The sequence below is a fragment of the Terriglobus albidus genome, assembly GCF_008000815.1.
Lineage (GTDB): Bacteria > Acidobacteriota > Terriglobia > Terriglobales > Acidobacteriaceae > Terriglobus > Terriglobus albidus_A.
Genome location: NZ_CP042806.1, coordinates 1574445 through 1593530 on the forward strand (window position 1 = coordinate 1574445; position 19086 = coordinate 1593530).

Annotated in this window: 21 protein-coding genes; 7 read left to right on the forward strand and 14 right to left on the reverse strand. The window is 58.6% G+C overall.

The window, feature by feature from the left end; genetic code table 11:
• Positions 1 to 64: 64 nt before the first annotated feature.
• A complete protein-coding gene (locus FTW19_RS06240; protein ID WP_246153732.1) occupies positions 65 to 523 on the reverse strand; it encodes a DUF1569 domain-containing protein in 459 nt (152 codons plus the stop codon).
• A gap of 210 nt (positions 524 to 733) precedes the next feature.
• Here FTW19_RS06240 and FTW19_RS06245 point away from each other — a divergent pair, with 210 nt between their 5' ends.
• On the forward strand, positions 734 to 1570 hold the full coding sequence (locus FTW19_RS06245) for an SAM-dependent methyltransferase (RefSeq protein ID WP_147646823.1): 837 nt from the start codon (positions 734 to 736) through the stop codon (positions 1568 to 1570).
• Positions 1571 to 1583: 13 nt separating this feature from the next.
• Here FTW19_RS06245 and FTW19_RS06250 read toward each other — a convergent pair whose 3' ends face one another.
• From FTW19_RS06250 to FTW19_RS06285, 8 genes are all read right to left on the reverse strand, one after another.
• Complete coding sequence (locus FTW19_RS06250; protein ID WP_147646824.1) at positions 1584 to 1862, reverse strand: hypothetical protein; 279 nt, start codon at positions 1860 to 1862, stop codon at positions 1584 to 1586.
• A complete protein-coding gene (locus FTW19_RS06255; RefSeq protein WP_147646825.1) occupies positions 1859 to 3091 on the reverse strand; it encodes a GGDEF domain-containing protein in 1233 nt (410 codons plus the stop codon). The genes FTW19_RS06250 and FTW19_RS06255 overlap by 4 nt, the downstream gene beginning before the upstream one ends.
• A gap of 8 nt (positions 3092 to 3099) precedes the next feature.
• Positions 3100 to 3441: a hypothetical protein gene (locus FTW19_RS25715; protein ID WP_187143323.1), complete on the reverse strand. Its 342-nt coding sequence runs from the start codon at positions 3439 to 3441 to the stop codon at positions 3100 to 3102.
• 56 nt (positions 3442 to 3497) lie between these two features.
• Positions 3498 to 3884 carry an EVE domain-containing protein gene (locus FTW19_RS06265; RefSeq protein ID WP_147646826.1) on the reverse strand — a complete coding sequence of 129 codons (387 nt, stop codon included), beginning with the start codon at positions 3882 to 3884 and terminating at the stop codon, positions 3498 to 3500.
• Positions 3885 to 4001: 117 nt separating this feature from the next.
• Positions 4002 to 4817, reverse strand: coding sequence for a glutamate racemase (gene murI, locus FTW19_RS06270; RefSeq protein WP_147646827.1), 816 nt, complete (start codon positions 4815 to 4817; stop codon positions 4002 to 4004).
• Complete coding sequence (locus FTW19_RS06275; protein WP_147646828.1) at positions 4814 to 5521, reverse strand: GerMN domain-containing protein; 708 nt, start codon at positions 5519 to 5521, stop codon at positions 4814 to 4816. Before FTW19_RS06275 ends, murI begins: the two co-directional genes overlap by 4 nt.
• The gene (locus tag FTW19_RS06280) at positions 5518 to 6195 is read right to left on the reverse strand and encodes an N-acetylmuramoyl-L-alanine amidase family protein (RefSeq protein WP_187143325.1); all 678 of its coding nucleotides are present in this window, start codon (positions 6193 to 6195) and stop codon (positions 5518 to 5520) included. Before FTW19_RS06280 ends, FTW19_RS06275 begins: the two co-directional genes overlap by 4 nt.
• 121 nt (positions 6196 to 6316) lie before the next feature.
• Positions 6317 to 7693: a DUF1015 domain-containing protein gene (locus FTW19_RS06285; RefSeq protein WP_147646830.1), complete on the reverse strand. Its 1377-nt coding sequence runs from the start codon at positions 7691 to 7693 to the stop codon at positions 6317 to 6319.
• 190 nt (positions 7694 to 7883) lie between these two features.
• Between FTW19_RS06285 and FTW19_RS06290 the strand changes: the two genes are divergently transcribed.
• The 3 genes from FTW19_RS06290 to FTW19_RS06300 are packed head-to-tail and all read left to right on the forward strand — an operon-like array spanning position 7884 to position 11271.
• Positions 7884 to 9047, forward strand: coding sequence for a VWA domain-containing protein (locus FTW19_RS06290; protein WP_246153603.1), 1164 nt, complete (start codon positions 7884 to 7886; stop codon positions 9045 to 9047).
• A complete protein-coding gene (locus tag FTW19_RS06295; protein WP_147646831.1) occupies positions 9031 to 10104 on the forward strand; it encodes a VWA domain-containing protein in 1074 nt (357 codons plus the stop codon). Before FTW19_RS06290 ends, FTW19_RS06295 begins: the two co-directional genes overlap by 17 nt.
• A 3-nt stretch (positions 10105 to 10107) precedes the next feature.
• A complete protein-coding gene (locus tag FTW19_RS06300) occupies positions 10108 to 11271 on the forward strand; it encodes a trans-sulfuration enzyme family protein (RefSeq protein WP_246153604.1) in 1164 nt (387 codons plus the stop codon).
• A gap of 331 nt (positions 11272 to 11602) precedes the next feature.
• Here the strand turns inward: FTW19_RS06300 and FTW19_RS06305 are convergent, their stop codons facing one another.
• Positions 11603 to 12727: a carboxypeptidase-like regulatory domain-containing protein gene (locus FTW19_RS06305; protein ID WP_147646832.1), complete on the reverse strand. Its 1125-nt coding sequence runs from the start codon at positions 12725 to 12727 to the stop codon at positions 11603 to 11605.
• A 350-nt stretch (positions 12728 to 13077) separates the two neighbouring features.
• Here FTW19_RS06305 and FTW19_RS06310 point away from each other — a divergent pair, with 350 nt between their 5' ends.
• The 3 genes from FTW19_RS06310 (at position 13078) to FTW19_RS06320 (ending at position 15780) form a co-directional block, all read left to right on the forward strand.
• Complete coding sequence (locus FTW19_RS06310) at positions 13078 to 13578, forward strand: hypothetical protein (protein WP_187143327.1); 501 nt, start codon at positions 13078 to 13080, stop codon at positions 13576 to 13578.
• Between the two features lie 124 nt (positions 13579 to 13702).
• A complete protein-coding gene (locus tag FTW19_RS06315; RefSeq protein WP_147646834.1) occupies positions 13703 to 14431 on the forward strand; it encodes a response regulator transcription factor in 729 nt (242 codons plus the stop codon).
• Complete coding sequence (locus tag FTW19_RS06320; RefSeq protein WP_147646835.1) at positions 14428 to 15780, forward strand: ATP-binding protein; 1353 nt, start codon at positions 14428 to 14430, stop codon at positions 15778 to 15780. The genes FTW19_RS06315 and FTW19_RS06320 overlap by 4 nt, the downstream gene beginning before the upstream one ends.
• A gap of 35 nt (positions 15781 to 15815) precedes the next feature.
• On the opposite strand, the gene FTW19_RS06325 is transcribed toward FTW19_RS06320, so the two are convergent.
• From FTW19_RS06325 to FTW19_RS06340, 4 genes are all read right to left on the reverse strand, one after another.
• On the reverse strand, positions 15816 to 16442 hold the full coding sequence (locus FTW19_RS06325) for an OmpH family outer membrane protein (protein ID WP_147646836.1): 627 nt from the start codon (positions 16440 to 16442) through the stop codon (positions 15816 to 15818).
• 29 nt (positions 16443 to 16471) lie between these two features.
• Entirely contained in the window at positions 16472 to 17260 is a 789-nt protein-coding gene (locus FTW19_RS06330) for a hypothetical protein (protein WP_147646837.1), read from the reverse strand.
• On the reverse strand, positions 17257 to 17931 hold the full coding sequence (locus tag FTW19_RS06335) for an RNA polymerase sigma factor (protein WP_147646838.1): 675 nt from the start codon (positions 17929 to 17931) through the stop codon (positions 17257 to 17259). Before FTW19_RS06335 ends, FTW19_RS06330 begins: the two co-directional genes overlap by 4 nt.
• A gap of 326 nt (positions 17932 to 18257) precedes the next feature.
• Positions 18258 to 19034, reverse strand: a complete 777-nt coding sequence (locus FTW19_RS06340; RefSeq protein WP_147646839.1) for a PASTA domain-containing protein — start codon at positions 19032 to 19034, stop codon at positions 18258 to 18260.
• Positions 19035 to 19086: the final 52 nt, after the last annotated feature.

The following is a 19086-nucleotide window of genomic DNA, read 5'->3' on the forward strand; positions in this document are numbered from 1 at the left end:
CGCATAGTTACTGCGCGTCTTTGACTGAAAGCGTGATTTGTCTAGGATACCAAGGATCGTCCGTTTAGCGGCCAAACTGACGCAGGTGGTGGTCGGTATGGAGCCAGGCCCAGCGGTGCCATTCCCCGGTGGTCATACCAGCAAAGATGGGATGGGGCGGCCAGTCCTCCCGGTTGGCGGCAAAGGCGTCGAGGGCCTGTAGCAGAGCCTCGCGATCGCATTGGAATTCCGCCGGTGGGGTACCGCCAACCCCCTGTTTCATCTCGGGAGTGGTCGGAACGCCTTTCGGCCATTTGGTGGGAAAGTTCAGGGCAAGCCACTTGTAGACCCCGACCGGGAGCGGAGGCTTGATCCGGGTATGGATCGTACGACGGTTGAGGCCATAGAGTAGAGAGTCTGTCATATGACAGACCGCCTGTGCCGCTGTCATATCGCCCCACTGCGGAGGCGTGTCCGGGGTGAGAGAGGCGATACGGGATCTGAGCTTCTGAAGGTCGGCCGGATTGGCGATGGTAGAGGGCACGGCCAACAGTGTAGCCGCAACCGCTGTTGCCAGTTGGACTAGCGATACAGCGATGGGTTGCTTGAATTGGGGTGTTGAGAATGCTAAGACGCGTCCGTGCCGTACTTCGTCAACTGGAACTGTTAACTGGCAACTGCTTTTAGGGCCCGTTGGACTATTTGTTGTTTTGTCTGAGAAGGTTGCATCTCTTAGGGAAGGTTGAAAAGAGACATGCTTGATGGTTTTCTCGCGGAACTGGAGATCGACTCGAATCTCTTTGGTAGAGAGGGGCTGCGGAGGCGCATCGATGCGCTGGACCGGTTGGATTTCTTTTTGGGAAGCGCTGGGCCGCGGAGCGGTGTGGCGGTGCGACGCGCCGTGACGATGCGTGCGCGGCTTGATGCGGCCAATGCGGCCGTTTATGACACGATTCGCGAGGAGATACGGCATGGTTTCGTGGCAGACGTCTGGCAATGGTTACGAGGGCAACGCGAGACGGAGTTGCCGCGGCCGGGGCTCTCGTATGACTCGCTGGACGAGATTGTGAGCGGCCTGCTGCAGCTTCACGTGCCAGAGATGGAGTTGCCGGAGCTGGCAGAGGAGATGGTGTTCTATCAGCCGACACCGGTGCGACATATTCTCGACCTGATCGAGCGTCTTGGCTTGCAGGAGACGGATTGTCTGGTTGACTTCGGCGCGGGGATGGGCCATGTGTCTTTGCTGGCGTCGATGCTCTCCGGATGTCAGAGCTTCGGGATTGAGGTGCAGGCCGCCTATGTGGCAGCCGCGCGACAGTGTGCGGTGGGCCTGGGGTTGGGACGGGCACGTTTTCTTGAGCAGGATGCCAGGGAGGCTGATCTAAGCTGGGGAACGGTCTTCTATCTCTACACGCCCTTCCGGGGTACGATGCTGGCGGACGTATTGCAGCGGTTAGGGGAGGAGAGCCGCAGGAGGCCGATTCGGATTGCTTCGCTCGGGCCCTGCACCTCGGAGATTGCGGCGCAGCGCTGGGTGAGGAGTGTGTCGACTATGGAAGAGGGGCGTGTGAGCCTCTTTGAGGCCGGTTGAAAATATCGCCTCGTCAGAAGTCTTCGGAGCGGCGTCGTCTGCGGGCGGGTTGTGAGCCAGCTCCGGCGAAGACACAGACCATCACGACGGCGTGGATGAGGAACCAGACTGAGAGGCCCTGGCTCTGGTAGATGAGGACCAGGATCAGAATGCGTGGCACGAGGATGGCGGCGAGCAGCGGCACCCAGCCCAGGAGATGGAACGGAACGAGATTGCCTTGCAGCCATGCGATGGCGAGGCAGATACGCGGCAGAAAGAGCGAGAGGACGAGGAACCAGAAGGGAAGGGTCATGGTCGTTCGGTTGAAGAGAGACGATCGGTGGCTACTGGTTCAGATGCTTCGTGGGAGGGTGGCGTTACGCCGAAGGGCTGAAAGTATGCGGCGTTTCTGCCGGAGCGTTTGACGTGATACAGGGCCTCATCGGCGCGTGCCAGCAAGGTGCGGGTGGTGTCGTGGGGCTCTCCCTCGGCGATGCCGATGGAGAGTGTGACGGGAAGCTTGCCGTGGATGGGAGGTATCCGGTGGATCGCATCGCGAATGCGTTCGGCAACCGTGACGGCATCAGCCCCCTCGGTCCCTGGCAGCAGGAGTAACAGCTCGTCGCCGCCGAAGCGGCCGAAGGTGTCATAGGCGCGGAGCTGTTCCTGAATGGCCTGGGCGACCAGGCGAAGAGCTTCATCGCCGGCAGCGTGTCCGGCGGTGTCGTTGAAGGCTTTGAAGTTGTCGATGTCGACAAGCATGAGGGACAGGGCCAGGCCGCTGCGGCCGGCGTGTTCGAGCTCCTGCGCGAACTTCGATTCGGCGGCGGCGCGGGTGAGCGCTCCGGTAAGCGAGTCGATCTGGGCGGTGCGGAGAGTGGCTGCACGCAGCTCACTGGTGATCATCGCGAGCAGAAACATACCGGTAACACCGATGTGAAGGAAACCGGTAAGGATGCTGATGGTCTGTACACTGTCGCGCTGCATGAAGTTCTGCGGGGCTCCCTGCACCAAAAGAAGAACAATGCGCTGAAAGCTGAGCAGAGCGAAGATACCGAACGCAACGGCCCCGAAACGAAGGAATCGTTTGGTGTTGGAGTATCTCCAAAGAGTGATGGCGGGAAGCAGGCGGCCAATGCCGATCGACCATGCCGCTGCGATAGAGCGGATAACGATGTCCTGTTTGACCAGGGTGAAGTAGAAGAGCGCCGCGATACACACGGCGCCCGATATCTCCATCACCCAGCCATACCGGGAGCGGTCTTTCAGGAAGAGCTGGATGCCGCGAACGACGAGGTAATAGCTGAAAAAACCGACGGTATTGCCGATTGCGGCGGAGACCACCAGGGGAACTGCCCCACGCGCGGCCACCAGCAGCAGCGCAACGACACCCAGGGCAAAGCCCCCGGACATTAGGCCGATGCCACGCATGGCAGGATTCACCCGCCGCAGGATCAGGAAGGCAGAGGCCATCAGCAGCTCTAGAAGGAGCTGGCAGACCAGCAGCGTCCTGTTATCGAACCACGAGAGGAGGTGATCCATTCAAGTGACTAGATCCTAGTTTGGACTTTTTGGCTGCCAGTTGCCAGTTGCCAGTTGCCAGTTGCCAGTTGCCAGTTGCCAGTTGCCAGTTGCCAGTTGCCAGTTGCCAGTTGCCAGTTGCCAGTTGCCAGTTGCCAGTTGCCAGTTGCCAGTTGCCAGTTGCCAGTTGCCAGTTGCCAGTTGCCAGTTGCCAGTTGCCAGTTGCCAGTTGCCAGTTGCCAGTTGCCAGTTGCCAGTTGCCAGTTGCCAGTTGCCAGTTGCCAGTTGCCAGTTGCCAGTTGGATCGGAACGCCGCTCCGGGTTGCCTGAGATTTTTTTCTGGGTGTGTCGAGAGCGCTGGAGTTGCCCATGCCGTACCTCGTCAACTGGAAACTGTTAACTGGCAACCGCCGTTAGGCAACTGGTCCTACTTTCCCTGGACTAGCCAGGTGAACTGCTCTTTGGTCAGTGGTACTACCGAGAGACGGAACTGACGGAACATGATGGAGTCCGCGAAGAGGGGATTGTCACGAATCTCGCCCAGAGGCTTCGGGCGCGCGATCGCTTTGACCGGCTTGATGCGGACAGCCGGGTTCTTCGGGTCAGAGGCATCGACCGAGACAACCTTGGCATGACCGACGGCGGCTTTGCCGACATTGGAGTGATAGATAACCAGGTCTTCGCCTGGCTTCATGCCACGCAGCGTGATCAGTGCCTGGGGGTTCTTGATGCCATCCCATACGGTTTCGCCGTCACGCTGCAGGTCTTCGAAGGAGTAGACGTCGGGTTCGGATTTGAGAAGGTAGGCAGCCATGGGGAGATTCTAGTTGCTAGTTGCTGGTTCCTAGTTGCTAGTTTCTCGCCCGTGGGCCGTATCGCCACTGCTCTGGATGCCCCATCGAAACGCGATGGGTGGGATGCCTCGCTGGTTCTAGCCGCCGAGATCGAGTAAGTTGACTTCGGGCAGTGGCTGGCCGAGAAAGCGGGTACCGAGGGCCCGGAACTTCTCTGTCGAATCGGTGGCGTAGAAGGTCAGATTGCTCGATGGGCGGCCGGGTAAGGCGTGGAGCATCTCTGCCACTTTGCCGGCGGTGGTCTCTGCCGAGTCGATGACGGTGATCGGCTGCGGGCTCAGTTCCGCGAGAAGCCGTGTGATGAGCGGACGAAGCAGAGGATAGTGCGTGCACCCCAGAAGCACAGTCGAGGGCGAGAGTCCGGCTTTGGCGGCATCGGCGAGAGCTTCGGTGAGGTAAATGCGCGCCACCTGTTCGGTGACGTCGTGGTCGATCCATCCCTCTTCAACGAGCGGCACCAGAAGCGGGCAGGCTTTCTGCGTGGCTTCGAGGCCAACGGCCTGCAGGGCTTTGAAGTAGGCGTTGGACTGAACAGTGGCCTGGGTAGCCAGTACCAGAGTAGAGCCTGACGCAGTGGCTTCACGCGCAGCCTCTGCCCCGGGTTCGATCACGCCGAGAACAGGAAGACTGGTGGATGCTCTGAGTTCATCCATCGCGAGTGCGGAGGCGGTGTTGCAGGCGATGACGAGCATCTCCGCGCCGTGATCTTCGAGAAACTTTGCTGAGGAGACAGCGTAGCGCGCGATGGTCTGGCGGGACTTTGCGCCATAGGGAAGACGGGCGGTGTCCCCCAGGTAGGTGTAGCGGGCTCCTGGAATCAGCGGCAGGAGTGCGCGCAATACGGTCAAGCCTCCGAAGCCGGAGTCAAAGACGCCAACATGCACGGCGGTCATGGTGTCTCTTTCGTCGATTGAAGGGTGGTGTCGGTAGAAGGATACACCCGATCCAGAGAGAAATGCCCAGCCAATGTGGGCCTTGTTTTGCCATCCACGAGGAACCGAATCCGGCTGACTTGTGGAAAATTTGCGTGGACAGTACCCAGTACGGAGAGCACGGTCAAGGTCTCGACTTCGATTCCTGAGGGATGTGCATCGGCGAAGCTCTGCCGGAGATTGATCACGGCCATGTATCCGTTCCGAGCCGCCATGTCGGTAAAGGCGGTGGGTGAGGGTGTGATCTTGTCTCCGGCGTTTTTATCGGCGGCCTGGTGTGGTTTGGGAGGTGTGAGCGGGAGTGGAAGGAAGAAGACGTCGGCAATAGCGGTGCCATCGAACTTGAGGGGATGGGGCGAGTCTGACTGTCCGTAATCGCTAAAAAGCCGTTCAAGGATGGCGCGCAGCCGGATCGTCGGCTCTGTGGGGAGCGCGATCTGGCGGTCGGTGGGAGTAATGGTGCCTGCGGCGTCGTCTGCCAGCAGGAAGGTAACGGCCTCAGTCTGGGTCGTGGCGCCGCTTGGAGCCTCAATGGGCGTTGCTGCGCTCGAGATGGAGTTCAACCGGGCGATGGTGCGCTGGTGGACGCGCCACAAATAACCCGCCATGAGAACGGAGAGCGTCATCAGCGCCAGAAACAGGATGCGCTGGTAGCGAGGGATCATCGCACGGCTCCGGTGCCGGTAACGGCGTTTGGATGTCCTCGCCAGAAGAGCAGGGCACCAGCGATGGCTTCCGCGACCCGCTGTTGATAGGTGGGGTCCTGGGCGGTGGCCTCATCAAGCGGACCAAGCTCGATTGCAACCGCGGGGCAAGTGAGGGAATCGAGTTCAGCCAGCCAGGTGCGGTTATTGGTAACGGGTGTACGGGAGCGGGAAATCGCCGCCTGCAGCTCTGAGGCGAGGCGAAGCGAACGTGTGACCCATGGCGCCTGGGCTTCATTCCAGAGGACAGGTTTGGAGCCCTGGAGAGCCGACTCAGTTTCCGGAAGCGCAGAGGTGAAGAGGTGGACTCCAGCGGTGTTGCCGGAGGCATGCAGTGTGAGACAGGCAATGGCACCGGAGCGGTTGGCAAGCTCAACCCGGCCATCGCTGGTGAGTTTGGCGGCATCGTCCGGTGTCGTGTGCGTCAGAACAACTTTGAAGCCGCGGACGATCAGTAAGGATTGCAGGCGGTTAGCGAAGGCAATGGTCACGTCGCGTTCCGGAAGTTTTTCCGTAAGCCGTGCTCCGGTATCGGGACCACCGTGAGCTGCGTCGAGAAGAATAATGGGGGACTGTGCAGGGGTTTGCGCGCGGGCGGCGGGCAGCAGGAGCGCCGCTACCGCCGCCGCAAACAACGCGGGTTTGGAGCATTTTTCCTGTAGGTGTAAAGTCGGGCTTCCGCATCGACGGGCGTTTTCCGTAATGAAAACGCCGCTGCTCTCCTCTATCGGGATACCCAACAACAGGAAAAATGCTCTAATCCAGGGCATAGATGGCAAGACCGCTCAGCAATTTCGGATAGAAGTCCGTGGACTTCTGCGGCATGACTTCGTTCGCGAAGGCGACATCGCGGAGCTGTTGCAGCGTTACCGGCTTGGTAAGGAAAGCAACGTCTGCCTCGCCTTTATTTACCAGTTCCACGGCCTCGGATGCTTCGCGAAGGTACTTCACATTGCCCAGCTTCGTCACCTGTTCCTGCGAGAGACCGAGGATCTGCGCAAAGAGCAGGCCATGGAGCTGGACGACATCGAGCTGGCGCTGGCGCGGAGAAAACTCCTGCAGCTTCGGAGCAATGGCCTCAGATTTTGCGGTGAGCAGCCAGCTTCCATGGGCGGTGACAGCGACGAAGGCTACACCTTCGGTGGCATCGAGCGCAGCCTTGAGGGCTACATGGTTGCTGCCGTTCAGCGGAGCGGCGTCAAAGTACGGACCAGCCTTGGCGAGTAGATCATCGGCCGAGAAGTTCTGCAGGCCATTGAGCACGCGGTGCGTCGGCAGAATGGTGATTCCGGGGGCGGCCATATTGACGAAGGTCATCATCATGGCAGCTTCGGGGTAGGCCGGCGTGGGCAGATCCGTGGCGGTGACGTGCAGCTTTTCTGCCTCATCGGCGCCGGCGGTTTCAGAGCCCGGAGCAGGATTGAAAGGCAGACCGAGCTCGGCGGCGCGCTCCTTGGAGTAGGCGACCGAGGTCTCGTAGCGGTGATGTCCGTCAGCGATGATGAGCTTCTTGTCCTGCATGGCGCCGACGATGATGCGGATCAGGGATGGGTCGGTGATCTTCCAGAGTTTGTGGAGGACGCCATAGTCGTCGACGACGGCCTGATCGGGGGCGGGGCCGTTCTCAAAGAGAAGGCGCTCCACGCTGAAGCCGGGGTCGTTGTAGAGCATGTAGATCTGCTCGCAGTAGGCACGGGTGGCTTTGAACAACGCCAGGCGATCGGACTTGTGCTTAGGGAAGGTCTGTTCGTGGCGATAGACCACCTGATCGGCGTAATCGTAGAGGTGGCCGAGGGCGATAAAGCCGCGGCGCTCACGTGTTTCGGTGGTGCCGGGGACGGTATAGACCTGCGAGTAGCCGTAGATGGCCGGTTCCGCCTCTTCGACGAGCACCTGGTCCTTGCGCCACGCGTTGAGGGTATCGGCGGCGCGGGTGTAGACGTTCTCTCCCTCTTCGGTATCGCCGGGGAAGTGTTTACCCAGGATCACACGGATGAGATTTAGCGGGTTCCTCGCGTAGTAGCGGTCCTGCATCTCCGGGGTGATCTTGTCATAAGGCTGGGTGACGACATCCTCCAGCTTGACCTTGGCGGGGTTATAACGAAAGGCGCGGAACGGGTAAATGCGAGCCATGCGTGCGGAAGGCAACACTCCAATCTTTAGGTTCTAGGAGAGATTGTACTTGGGGGCCGCAGGGACCTGCGGCCCGGTTGAATAGTGGAATCGTTGAATTATTGAATGGTTTAAGACGGTCTGCAGCGAATATCGGGCTAGGGAATGACATTTTGTTGACAGTGCGGGGGCCGGTTTTCCCGATCATGGAATGAGAGGCTGCGATTTCACCGGGGGATGCGTCAAACAGGAAAACGGTGGATTACACTCGTACTTCCTGGAGGTGATCTCCGGAGCGAGGCTAACGGTGGCGGGTCTAGGGCTCAAGGGTCGGCTGGAGCGTGGGCAGCGCATATGGCGCCGCCTGGCAGTGCTGCTCGTAATGGGTACGGCGCTGTGCGCGAGCATGTGGGCGCAGGAGAATCCCCTGGGAGACGTGAATACCGCGGTGCCTCCACCTCCGAAGCCGCCGGTTGAGCCGAAAAAGGTAATTGAGGGGGGAGAGAATGTCGCCCGTGAGGCGGCTTCTGCCCCGCGCGGCGCCAGCATCCGTGTCTCGGTCAACCTTGTGCTGGTGCCGATGACGGTAACCGACCCAATGAACCGTCTGGTGACCGGCCTGGAGAGGGAAAACTTCTGGGTCTATGAGAACAACCAGCCGCAGGAGATCCGTACCTTTTCGCTGGATGACGCTCCGGTGACCATCGGGATCATCTTCGATATGAGCGGAAGCATGGGGTCGAAGTTTCAGCGGGCGCGCAAGGCGTTGAGTGCATTTATGCGGACCTCGAATCCTGAGGATGAATTCTTTGTGGTCGCATTCAATGACCGTCCTGCCGTGGTGGTAGACAACACCTCGAATGTGGATGACGTCGAAGCCCGCATGGCGATGATGAAACCGGAGAGCCGGACGGCGCTGATCGATGCCGTCTACCTGGGCCTGCATAAGTTGAAAGATGCCAAGTATGACCGCAAGGCGCTTTTGATTATTTCGGACGGCGGCGATAACCGCAGCCGCTATACGGAAGGGGAGCTGCGCCGGGCCGTGCGTGAGAGCGACGTGCAGATTTATTCCATCGGCATCTTCGATACGTATGCCTCGACTCCGGAGGAGATTGCCGGTCCCATCATGCTGAACGACATCTGCGAGATGACCGGCGGGCGCATGTTCCGCGTGACCGACGTCGCTGAACTGGGCGATATCGCGGCCCGTATCTCGCAGGAACTGCGCAACGAGTACGTTGTCGGCTTCCGACCGGGCGACCTGAAGCATGACGGCACCTGGCGCAAATTGAAGGTGAAACTCAACCCACCGCCCGGACTACCCCCTCTGACCGTGCATAATCGACAGGGGTACTATGCACCTGCGGACTAAGGTTTTTGGCGCCATCCTGGCAGTTGGAAGTTTCACGGCGGGCTGGGCACAACAGCAGCCTTCTTTGACAGTGGACCGGGATCCGATCGCGTCGCCGGATCCAGAAACGGCTCCCGCGCAATCGACTGCGCCGGTGGGGCCTGGAGGCGCGCCTACAGACAAGATCTCCGGCGGCAAGGGCGGCTATGTACTGCACCGCGATGCCTACGAGGTGCGCCTGAACGCGACCGTGCTGGACGGCAATGGACGCACCATCCTGACACTGCCGCAGGATGCCTTCCATGTCTTCGAGGATGGAACTCCGCAGACGGTTAACTCGTTCCGGCAGGAGGATCTTCCGGTCTCGATGGGAATCCTGATTGACAGCTCGGGATCGATGTACGACAAGCGGGACGCCGTGAACAAGGCGGCGGTGCGGTTGATCAAACTTTCGAATCCCAAGGATGAAGCGTTCCTGGTGGATTTTTCGTTCGAGCCGTATATCGATACGGACTTTACCAGCGACATCTCCAAGCTGGAGCAGGGCTTGAACTACGTGAAGTCTTCCGGCGGAACGGCGATGTATGACGCGCTGCTGGCCTCGGCGGACTACCTGGCGAAGAATGCCAAACAGCCAAAGCAGGTGTTGCTGGTGGTGACGGACGGTGAGGATAACGCCTCGGCGACCTCGCTTGAGGATGCGATTGCGCGTATCCAGGAGCTGGACGGGCCGGTGATCTACGCTGTCGGTCTGCTCTTCGGCAAGGACACGGATAAGCGCGAGAGCCGCCACGCGAAGCGCGTGCTGGAGAGTCTGGCGGAACAGACAGGCGGCATCGCCTTCTTCCCGCGCAATCTGCAGGAAGTAGATTCGGTTGCCGACCAGATGGCCAAGGATATTCGCGAGCAGTACACGATTACTTACCACTCGACGAAGTCGCCTGCGCTTGGCGGCTACCGTCAGGTGCATGTAGATGCCAAGTACAAAGGCTTCAACAAGCTGACGGTGCGTACCCGTACCGGCTACTACCCGAAGGTCTCGGGAGCAGCCGCGGCAGCAGACAAATCCAGCAAGTAAGGCGTGTTCGCGACGATGGACTACCAGGGGTTTTCCACGAAGGCAATTCATGCCGGTCAGGAGCCGGATGAGTTGACCGGTGCTGTGAATGTACCGGTGTATCTCACTTCCACCTATCAGCAGCAGGAGATCGGCAAGAACAAAGGCTGGGAGTATGCCCGGCTGGACAATCCGACGCGTTCAGCGCTGGAGGAGAGCCTGGCGAAGCTCGAAGGCGGAACCAGCGGCCATGTCTTCGGCAGCGGTATGGCTGCGATTGCGGCTCTGTGCACGATGATGAAGGCCGGCGATCATGTGGTCTGCAGCGAGAACATCTACGGCGGAACAGCGCGGCTCTTCGACAAGATTTTTGTTCACTATGGACTCACGTTTACCTATGTGGACGCCGGTGATCCGGCGAAGGTGGAGGCTGCGATTACGCCTGCGACCAGGCTGGTGCATATCGAGAGCCCAACGAATCCGATGATGTCGATTGTGGACATCGCCGCGGTAGCGGAGGTGGCTCATCGCCATGGCGTAGAGCTCTCGATCGACAATACGTTTCTATCGCCGTACCTCCAGCGCCCGATCGAGCTGGGGGCGGATATCGTGATGCACTCGACGACCAAGTTCCTGAATGGACATTCGGATGGACTGGGTGGTGTGCTGATCGGAACAAAGCCGGAGCATAAGGAGCGCTTCGAGTTTGTCCAGAAATGTACCGGCGGCATCCTGGCGCCGTTCGACTGCTACCTGGTGCTGCGCGGTATCAAGACGCTGGCATTGCGAATGCGGCAGCACGATACGAATGGCCGCGTGGTGGCGGAGTTCCTGTCGAAACATCCGAAGGTGAAACAGGTGTTTTATCCCGGGTTGCCGTCGCATGCCGGACATGCGATCGCGGTGCGTCAACAGAAGGGATTCGGTTCGATGATGTCATTCGAGCTCGGAAGCAAGGAAGCAGCGAATGCGTTTGTGCGGTCGTTGAAACTTTGCTATCTGGCGGAGTCTCTGGGCGGAGTGGAGACGCTGGTCTCGCACTCGGCTTCGATGACCCATGCGGCAATGACTCAGGAGCAGCGCGATGCGCTGGGGATTACGGATGGGCTGATCCGTTTGTCAGTGGGGTGTGAGGATGTTGAGGATATCCTCGCGGATCTGGAGCAAGCGCTTGCAGGAATTGAATGATTGAAGGATTGAATAAGGTCCTTCCCGTCGGAGCGAATTGAGCTAGCGAATACTCTAGTTGCCCCATTCTTCGCGGTTTTATCGCGAAGAAATGGGGTCCCCGGCGAACTTGTTCGCTGGGGCTTAGTGTGGGGTATCGCGCTGTGCGCGACTGCTTTTGTTTGTCATTTCGCAGCGACCAACGGGAGCGGAGAAATCTGCTTCTTCTCCCACATAATTCTTCCGGCACCAAGGTCAGAAAGCGGTCTCGCTTCGCGAGATATCCCACCCATCGCGTTGCGATGGATGGGGCACCCAGTTCCGAGGTCAATTTGTCGACATCGCGTAATAGCTAGTGTTTGGCTGATGGCGTGTTGGCCGGGTCGGTGTAGGGGACATCCTTACCCGGTACGTGTTTGGTGATTTTTCTTCCGAGAAGTTCTCGTGCAACTGCGCCCATGGCTCTGCCGCCGATGCCGATGGCTGCGTTGGTGAAGACCAGGTCCCAACCACGATCGGCATGGGGATAGTAGAGGTTGGAGAGCGCTCCCGAGGTCATGGCTCCGAGAAGGTAAGAGTAGTTCGGCATCATCGTGCCGCTGTCGCTGCGGGCGACGAAGGCGCTGGCGATGGCGTGATAGACGCGGGATTTGGTGGTACCGGTGCCCTGGTAGAAGTAGCGGGGATCCTGGTGAAAGAGTGAGGCGTAGATGGCGTGGTCGAAGTAGTCGCTGATGCGGCCGTCTCCAAAGCGTGCCGCCCAGCGTTTGGCATACCCGGCGGCTCCCTGGCCGTAGCCGGCATAGGAGTTGTTGGCTTGTTCGACTCCGGCGCTGACGGTGACACCGATGAACGATGTCCAATCGAGCGTGTCGCGGGTTGCAAGCTGGAACTTCTGCTTTGTCGTCATCGGTACGGGATGAGGTTCGAAGCTCGTGTAGAAGTTCGGAACAACGCCGAAGACCCGCTGCTGCTCCTGGGCTTTGATCTGAGCCTCGGCGATGACCTCCGTGGGAAGGACGGTGATCTCTGTGTTGGTCGATGCGATGGAGAGCGAGATGTCAGGTAGAACGTAAGTCTGCTCCCCGGAGAGATCGAATGCCGGCGAGGCATAGGGAGCAAAGCCATTGCAGATAATGCGGAGCATGTAGCGCCCGGCGGGTAGTCGAGCGAACAGGAATCCTCCTCTGGCATCGACCGATGTGGATCGCACTGGAGCGCCTGCTTCGTTAAGCAGGGTGACCTCGGCGCCGGGAACGATGGCGCCTGTGCTGTCGAAAACCGAACCTGAGATCTGTGCTGAGCCTGCGGGCAGGGCGGCGAGTGCTTGCGAGGTGGATGCCTGGAGTGGTGACGTCTGGAATTGGGGAGCAGGCGCGTCCGGAAGCTCGAGTGAAGCAGCCACGACGCCGGCCTGTTGTGCAGATAATGCAGTCGTCGAGACGAGAAGGAAGGCCGAAGCGGCACATTTCAACATGAATCAGAAGTCCGATCTGTGATGGTTTGCCAGGTGCTTTGTCATCTTCCGTACGTTTGGGGCTGAAGGGAAGATGAGGAGACGGGCACCTGCGTCTATCGACGGCCCGCCCTGGGAAACGGAAGGTGTAGACGACGATTCACGACAAACCAATTCCCGGGAGGATCGAATGTCGTGAAGTGTCGACGCTTGAAAAGAAAACGGATCAAATTCTGAGAGAGCGCGTCCTATACACAGCGATCGGTTTGTATAGGAACTCATTCCCTCTGAAGTGCGTTCTGTTACCCCGACCTCCTCTTGAGATGACCAGGTTTCTACAAAAAGAGCATCCGTATGGGTTACGGATTGCCGTGGCGTGCTTCATCCCCGCGGTTGTCGCGTTGCTTGGTTTTAACCGGCCGCTTGAACCCGTCGCGCCTGCAACGTCTCAAAGTATGGTGCAACCGGAGGAAGCCAAGGCGCAGGTGCTGCAACCGGACCTGCTGGAAGGCGCCTGGACCGTGGTATGGGGTACGTCACCGACTGACAAACACCGCAGCACTTTCCGCATCGTCTCCGCAGGTCAGCAATTAAGTGCGGTCACCGCTGCGGATATGAATGATTTTCTCCCCCTGCGGGGCTCGCGCCGCACGGTTCCGGTGCATGTGGATGGGATGAGCGTATCGTTCGTTGGAGGCAGCGCAGGCACCGTAAGAGGAGACTATGTCGGTGGGGTCCTGCGCGGGACCACAGATCGCGGAGCGCAATGGATTGCAGTTCGATCGCCGCGCGAGGTGCACGAGCATCACCATAGATCTCGCTCTGCGGACCACACGACGCCCTTCGTGGAGACGCGCGATCAGAACAGGTGACGACCTAGAGCATTTCTCCTAATGCTGTAACTTTGGATAAATCTGCGAATGCCGTTTTCTTCGCGGAAAACGGACGCAAACAGCCAAAACTCCGCACACTACACCTTAGGAGAAGTGCTCTATCGTGACAGCAAACGTGCAAGCGCCGAGGGCCCGTGTCTCGCTTCTGTTGATTGACGATGACCGCTCGCTGGGGGCGCTGCTGGCGGAGTACTGCGAACCTTCAGGCTTCAGCGTGACGTGCGCGCGCAGTGGAGAAGAGGGGATTCAGCGCGTGACGGAACGCCCGTTTCACTTCATCGTGCTGGATGTGATGCTGCCGGGCATCGATGGCTTTGAGACACTGCGGCGGCTGCGGGAGATCACGCGGACTCCGGTGCTGATGCTGACCACGCGAGGAGCGACGCGCGATCGCGTCCATGGTTTGAACGATGGCGCCGACGACTATCTGACGAAGCCCTTTCAGCCGGAAGAGCTGGTCGCGAGAATTGGCAGTATTCTGCGCCGGACACAACCTGCTGCGGTGGAGAGCTCAAACAGACTTGTAGGCGATCTCTTCCTGGATGAGGGCTCTCGTACGGTGTCGTGTAGCGGCAGGCTGGTAGAGCTGACCGGAGGTCAATATGAGTTGCTGCGGCTTCTGCTGGAGTGCCCTGGTGAAGCGCGTCCGCGGGAGGACCTGATCCGGCGCATCTTCGGACGCGAACCGCATGGTGTCGACCGCTCTATCGACAACCTGGTGAACAACCTCAGGAAGCGGTTGGGAGTTCATCCGGACGGTACAGATCGCTTCAAGTGTGTCCGCAACCTTGGATATAGCTATGTGCTCCCACAGGATGGAACCGGCCCGTGAGTGTCTTCTTCCGTATTTTCCGCACCTTCTGGTTTTTGATTCTGCTGGGCAGCCTGCTGATCATGCTGGTATTGCCCATCAGTAGAGAGCCGAGGATGGTGTTGTTCGAACGGCCGCGAGAGTTACCGATCGCGAAGATACAGGAGTGTGCAGCTCTCGCTGTTCAGAAGAGTGCGCAGGACTTTCATGGAAGCCTGGGGCCAGAGTGTTTCAACGGATATCTCCTGTCATCTAACGGCTCCGCTACGGCAATGGGCGGTGTGAGGCTTCCGTACGGCGAGTCTGAATTGCTGGAGTGGGCGAGAAACCGGATCAGCCCGATGGTGATGGCGACGATCGACGAGACGGTTGTTGCGGTGCGGACCGACCCTGCCGTGAACACATCGCCCCTATTTGTCGCCAGGCTACCTTATCCAGGCACGAGGCGTGCGAAGACCAAGTTCGGATTTGCTATGCTGCTGCGCTTTATCGCGTTTTCTGCGATTGCTGCGCTGGTACTGAGTCTCTACTTCACGCGGCCGATTACGCTGCTCTCCGAGGCGACCCAGGCGTTTGGCACCGGGGATCTTCGCGTACGCCTCAAGCCCGCACTGACAAAACGTCGCGACGAGATCGGCAGGGTAAGCCGTGGCTTCAATGAGATGGCTGAAAGGATCGAGTCGCTAGTGTTGCAACAGAAGACATTTCTGGCGCATGCAGCGCATGAGCTTGGTTCGCCGCTGACGCGCCTGAATATTGCTCTTGCGCTCTGCAAGCGCAGGTTGGGAGCGACGAATGCTCCGGAACTGGAACGAATTGAAGATGAGTCGGAACAGCTCAATGCTCTGGTGCAGCAGTTGCTGCTCTTTGCTCGCCTGGAGAGCGGCAATGAGATGGATCAGAACCGGACTAGATTTTTTGTTTCAAGGGTTCTGACGGCGGCCGTGGAAAATGCACGGTTTGAGGGCGAGCATCAGGGAAAGGTAGTCACGTTTGTCCGGGAGGAGCCATTTGCGATCGAAGGCTATCCCGATCTGTTGCAGCGCGCCTTCGATAATGTGCTTCGCAATGCTCTTCGATTCGCACGGGTGATCACGGTCGAAAGTCATGTGGATGATAGCCGCGATGTGGGTCTGGTGGAGATCTATGACGATGGCCCGGGCATTCCGGAGGGGATGGAAGAGACGATCTTCGAACCCTTTCAGCGTGTCTCGGAGTCTGACGGTTCTGCCGAAACGAAGGGCGCTGGCTTAGGGCTGGCGATTGCAAGACAGACTGTGCTGGCAAATGGTGGAACGATCTCTGCGCACAAGTCGCCGATGGGCGGGCTGCTGGTCCGGTATGAATTTCCGCTGCGGCGCGGAAATTGAATGATTGAAGAATTGACTAAGGGTTGGGATGGAGGTCAGGGCCTCTTCGCGATGGGAGATTGCGGGCGATCGGCTGAAGGTTTGTCGGGCAGGGATGTCGCTGCTGCTTCGGACTGATGGTCGTATGCCTTCACGACCTCTTCGGTGATATCGAGGTTATCGGCGGCATACCAAACGACTGGTGCGGCGTCGGAACCACGTTCAAGAATCGCGGCGTAAGCGTGTTGCTGTGCGTATTTCTGGAGAAATACGTAGAGTCTCTGCGCTACCCGTTGATAGATTTGCTGCGATTCTGTCTCGAAATCACTTTTGAGGTTGTCGGCTTCACGCTGGAGCTGCTTGTCCTTCAAATTGATGCTCGAGATACTCTGGGCTTTTTCGGCATCTGTCAGCTTTGAGTTGCCTTCTGTGAGCTGCTTTTTCTCTACTTCAAGCGCGTCACTCAGCTTTTGTAATTGCTGTTGACGGGGCGTGAGCTTCTTCTGCAGGCTGTCGAGATCTCGCTGTGCTTCTGCGGTTCCAAGAACGGCACTGTTGAAACTGAATGTGACGATGCCCGCCATGGGAAGAGCATGTCCGGGAGCCTGGCCTGCCTGCGCTGCTATCGTCTTCCCGATGCTCAAACTCGCTAAAACAAAGACAAGTACTCTTACCTGCTGCATGAGGGGCCTCGTTACGGGGTGATCTGTCGTTATTGCGTTTTGCCGTTGCTCTTAGGAAAGAGGGCGGGAAGATCAAAGTGGGCGATGTGCTTGTCGCGCGAGGAGGAGGGATCATCATCAGCCCATAGTTGAGGGAGCGAAGTCAGAGCAAATGTCTTGATGGTAATTGGGTGCAATGTGTCCCAATTCGCAGGGTGCGAGAGTTTGAAGACAAGTGGCTCTTTTGAGGTTGTGATGCCGTCCATCAGGTTCAGTTGAGGTGAGAACTGGAACTGCGTGCGGTATCTCACGTGGCTAACCTGTAGCGTCAGTCTTTCCGTTGTATGCCTGCGTTTGCTGGGGCTGCTTGCAACGACAGAAGCTGGAGTGCGGGCCCTGGTGAGATCTAGTGGTGCCTGTGAGATTTGTCTCGTGCTCGACAGATTGTTCGCCTGCATATCGTGAGGAATATCTCGGGATGTAATGAGTGCTCTGCACAGGAAGAGCGTAACGACTGCGATCGCGAACGCCCCTATTGGTAGCAGTACAAGGCGATTTGTTAAGTTTCTTGATGACGCATGCGATAGTGGGATTCCAAGGGCTGACGCGCGTCGGAGAAATCTATCGTGAGCGCCTGACGGCAGGGTGGCGGTCTTTTCCGAGCGGGCTGCAAAGAGAAAAAAATATTCCTGGCTGACAGCTTCTGCTTCTATAAGACAGCGACGGCAACCTTCGCAGTAAAGGCAATGGTTCTTGAGGTCCCGCCGGTCCATTTCGGAAAGCTGTTCGACAGCGGCCAAAGCACATAGCTTCTCAAATTCTTTGTGTGTGCCCGTCATCGTGTCTTCCTTTCGCCGGCGTAGCCTGGATGGTGTTCGCAGAAGGCTTTGCGAAGTCTCTCGAGGCTGCGGTAGAGATTGTGGCGAACCACGCGCACACTTTCCCCAGTGCGCGCGGAGATCTCTTCTGCTGTAAGACCTTCGTAGTAGGTAAGTTCCAGCGTGCGTCGTTGATGTGGTTGCAACGTCCGCAGGACCTGTTCGACGAGAATTTTGTTTTCGGCGCCTGAGCTGCGTCCGTTGGCAACAGGAAGTCTTGGAACGTCTTCTCCGTCAAAGGGATCTGTGTCAAAGAATCTGGTCGCGAGCTGTGTCCGGCGGCTGTTGAAGACTCGCTGGTAGGTAAACATCAACAACCAGGTCTTGAACGTCCCTTTCTCCGCATCGAATTGCTGTATCGATCGGTAGACATCCAGGAATATCTGTTGAACGGTATCTTCGGCCTCCGCATCATTCCTTAGAATGCGGCGAGCAATTCCAAACAGGAGTGGGCTGTGCCGCTTGAATAGAACGGTCAGAGCATCTGCGTTTCCGTTCTGTAGAAGTCTGGCCACTTCTTCATCGGAAGCAAACCGCCATTTAAAGAAGGCAAAGATGGAATCATTTTTCGAAAGCGTCTTGCTATCCGCTGGAAAGACGTCCGCATCGAGCTGAAGTGTAGGAGGGATCATGTCGCCCTTGCCCTCTTTCGCTTTGGCACGTTCATCGCAGGCGCGCTCCTGCCAGAGTTTGCACGGAGGACCATTCTTTTTCCCCACCCATGGAGAACTTTTTGTTAGACCGTGATTTGCGGGTGGGGTAATTGAATGGATTGAAGAATTTGAATAAGGGGTTTTGTGGCGGCTTGCAGATGATTGCCCTCAGGGGGCTGACAGCCGTCCCTCAAAGCGAGCATTCGCACCTGTGGTGCGAACTGGCTGCAATGCATGCAGCATAAACAGGTCCTTCGCTCGCGCTCAGGATGGCAAATAAAGAGCGACTATCGGTGCCCGTAGTCTCAGTGGACGACCGTGAGTTTTACCGGGTCAGCGGCGGTGACGCGTGAGCCTGGTGCGGGGGATTGGGCGATGACTGTGCCCATGACCTTGACCGGTTGTGGCGCGGGTGTGGCGCCGACGGAGGGAATTGCGGGAATGGCTGTGGCGGCTTCCTGGGCGTAGGCAATGTGCAGGCCCATGGCGGAGACGCGTGCGCCGGCCTCTGTCAGCGTGAGGCCGGAGAGGTTGGGCATGACCCAGGCCTTCGGCTCCGCGTCTTCCTCTTCTGAGAGCAGTAGGCTGACTGCGGGTTTGTCTACACCTTCCGCATTGGGTGGAGGCGACTGTGCCAGGACATAATCTGCCTCGCCGGCGATGGGGAGGTGAGCGAGCGAGCCGAGTTCGAGACTGCCGCGGCGAAGGGTGACCGAGGCCTCTCGCAGTGGCATACCGACGGCGTTGGGGATGGTGACGCGCTGCGGTCCAAGTGACTGGGTGACGCGCACCTGCCAGGAGCGCCGTACACGTACTCCCGCTACGGGGTACTGCTGCAGGACGCGTCCGGCGGGAACAACCGCGGAGTAATAGCGGTTTTCGAGCGTCATGTTCAGGCCGGTGCCGCGTGCCTTCGCTGCGGCCTCTTCATAGGTCATGCCTGCGAAGTTGGGGATCTGCACTTCGCGGCCGTGAATGGCGAGGCGCATGGTGATAAAGGCCGAAAGCAGCGCTACGGTCATCATGGCGACCGCACCCAGCAGGATGCGGAAGAAGCGGATCATGGTGGTTCGCAGTTTCACGGTATGCAGCTCAGGATACAGCTATTGGGGCAGGATACAGCCATTGGAGGGA

What these genes read in the sequence shown, in the direction of transcription:
- FTW19_RS06250 (WP_147646824.1), bottom strand. Translation starts at nt 1,862, where the DNA reads ATGACCCTTCCCTTCTGGTTCCTCGTCCTCTCGCTCTTTCTGCCGCGT.
- FTW19_RS06325 (WP_147646836.1), bottom strand. Translation starts at nt 16,442, where the DNA reads ATGCAGCAGGTAAGAGTACTTGTCTTTGTTTTAGCGAGTTTGAGCATC.
- FTW19_RS06245 (WP_147646823.1), top strand. Translation starts at nt 734, where the DNA reads ATGCTTGATGGTTTTCTCGCGGAACTGGAGATCGACTCGAATCTCTTT.
- FTW19_RS06305 (WP_147646832.1), bottom strand. Translation starts at nt 12,727, where the DNA reads ATGTTGAAATGTGCCGCTTCGGCCTTCCTTCTCGTCTCGACGACTGCA.
- FTW19_RS06285 (WP_147646830.1), bottom strand. Translation starts at nt 7,693, where the DNA reads ATGGCTCGCATTTACCCGTTCCGCGCCTTTCGTTATAACCCCGCCAAG.
- FTW19_RS06295 (WP_147646831.1), top strand. Translation starts at nt 9,031, where the DNA reads ATGCACCTGCGGACTAAGGTTTTTGGCGCCATCCTGGCAGTTGGAAGT.
- FTW19_RS06335 (WP_147646838.1), bottom strand. Translation starts at nt 17,931, where the DNA reads ATGATCCCTCCTACACTTCAGCTCGATGCGGACGTCTTTCCAGCGGAT.
- FTW19_RS06290 (WP_246153603.1), top strand. Translation starts at nt 7,884, where the DNA reads ATGAGAGGCTGCGATTTCACCGGGGGATGCGTCAAACAGGAAAACGGT.
- FTW19_RS25715 (WP_187143323.1), bottom strand. Translation starts at nt 3,441, where the DNA reads ATGGGCAACTCCAGCGCTCTCGACACACCCAGAAAAAAATCTCAGGCA.
- FTW19_RS06255 (WP_147646825.1), bottom strand. Translation starts at nt 3,091, where the DNA reads ATGGATCACCTCCTCTCGTGGTTCGATAACAGGACGCTGCTGGTCTGC.
- FTW19_RS06330 (WP_147646837.1), bottom strand. Translation starts at nt 17,260, where the DNA reads ATGACGGGCACACACAAAGAATTTGAGAAGCTATGTGCTTTGGCCGCT.
- FTW19_RS06275 (WP_147646828.1), bottom strand. Translation starts at nt 5,521, where the DNA reads ATGATCCCTCGCTACCAGCGCATCCTGTTTCTGGCGCTGATGACGCTC.
- murI (WP_147646827.1), bottom strand. Translation starts at nt 4,817, where the DNA reads ATGACCGCCGTGCATGTTGGCGTCTTTGACTCCGGCTTCGGAGGCTTG.
- FTW19_RS06265 (WP_147646826.1), bottom strand. Translation starts at nt 3,884, where the DNA reads ATGGCTGCCTACCTTCTCAAATCCGAACCCGACGTCTACTCCTTCGAA.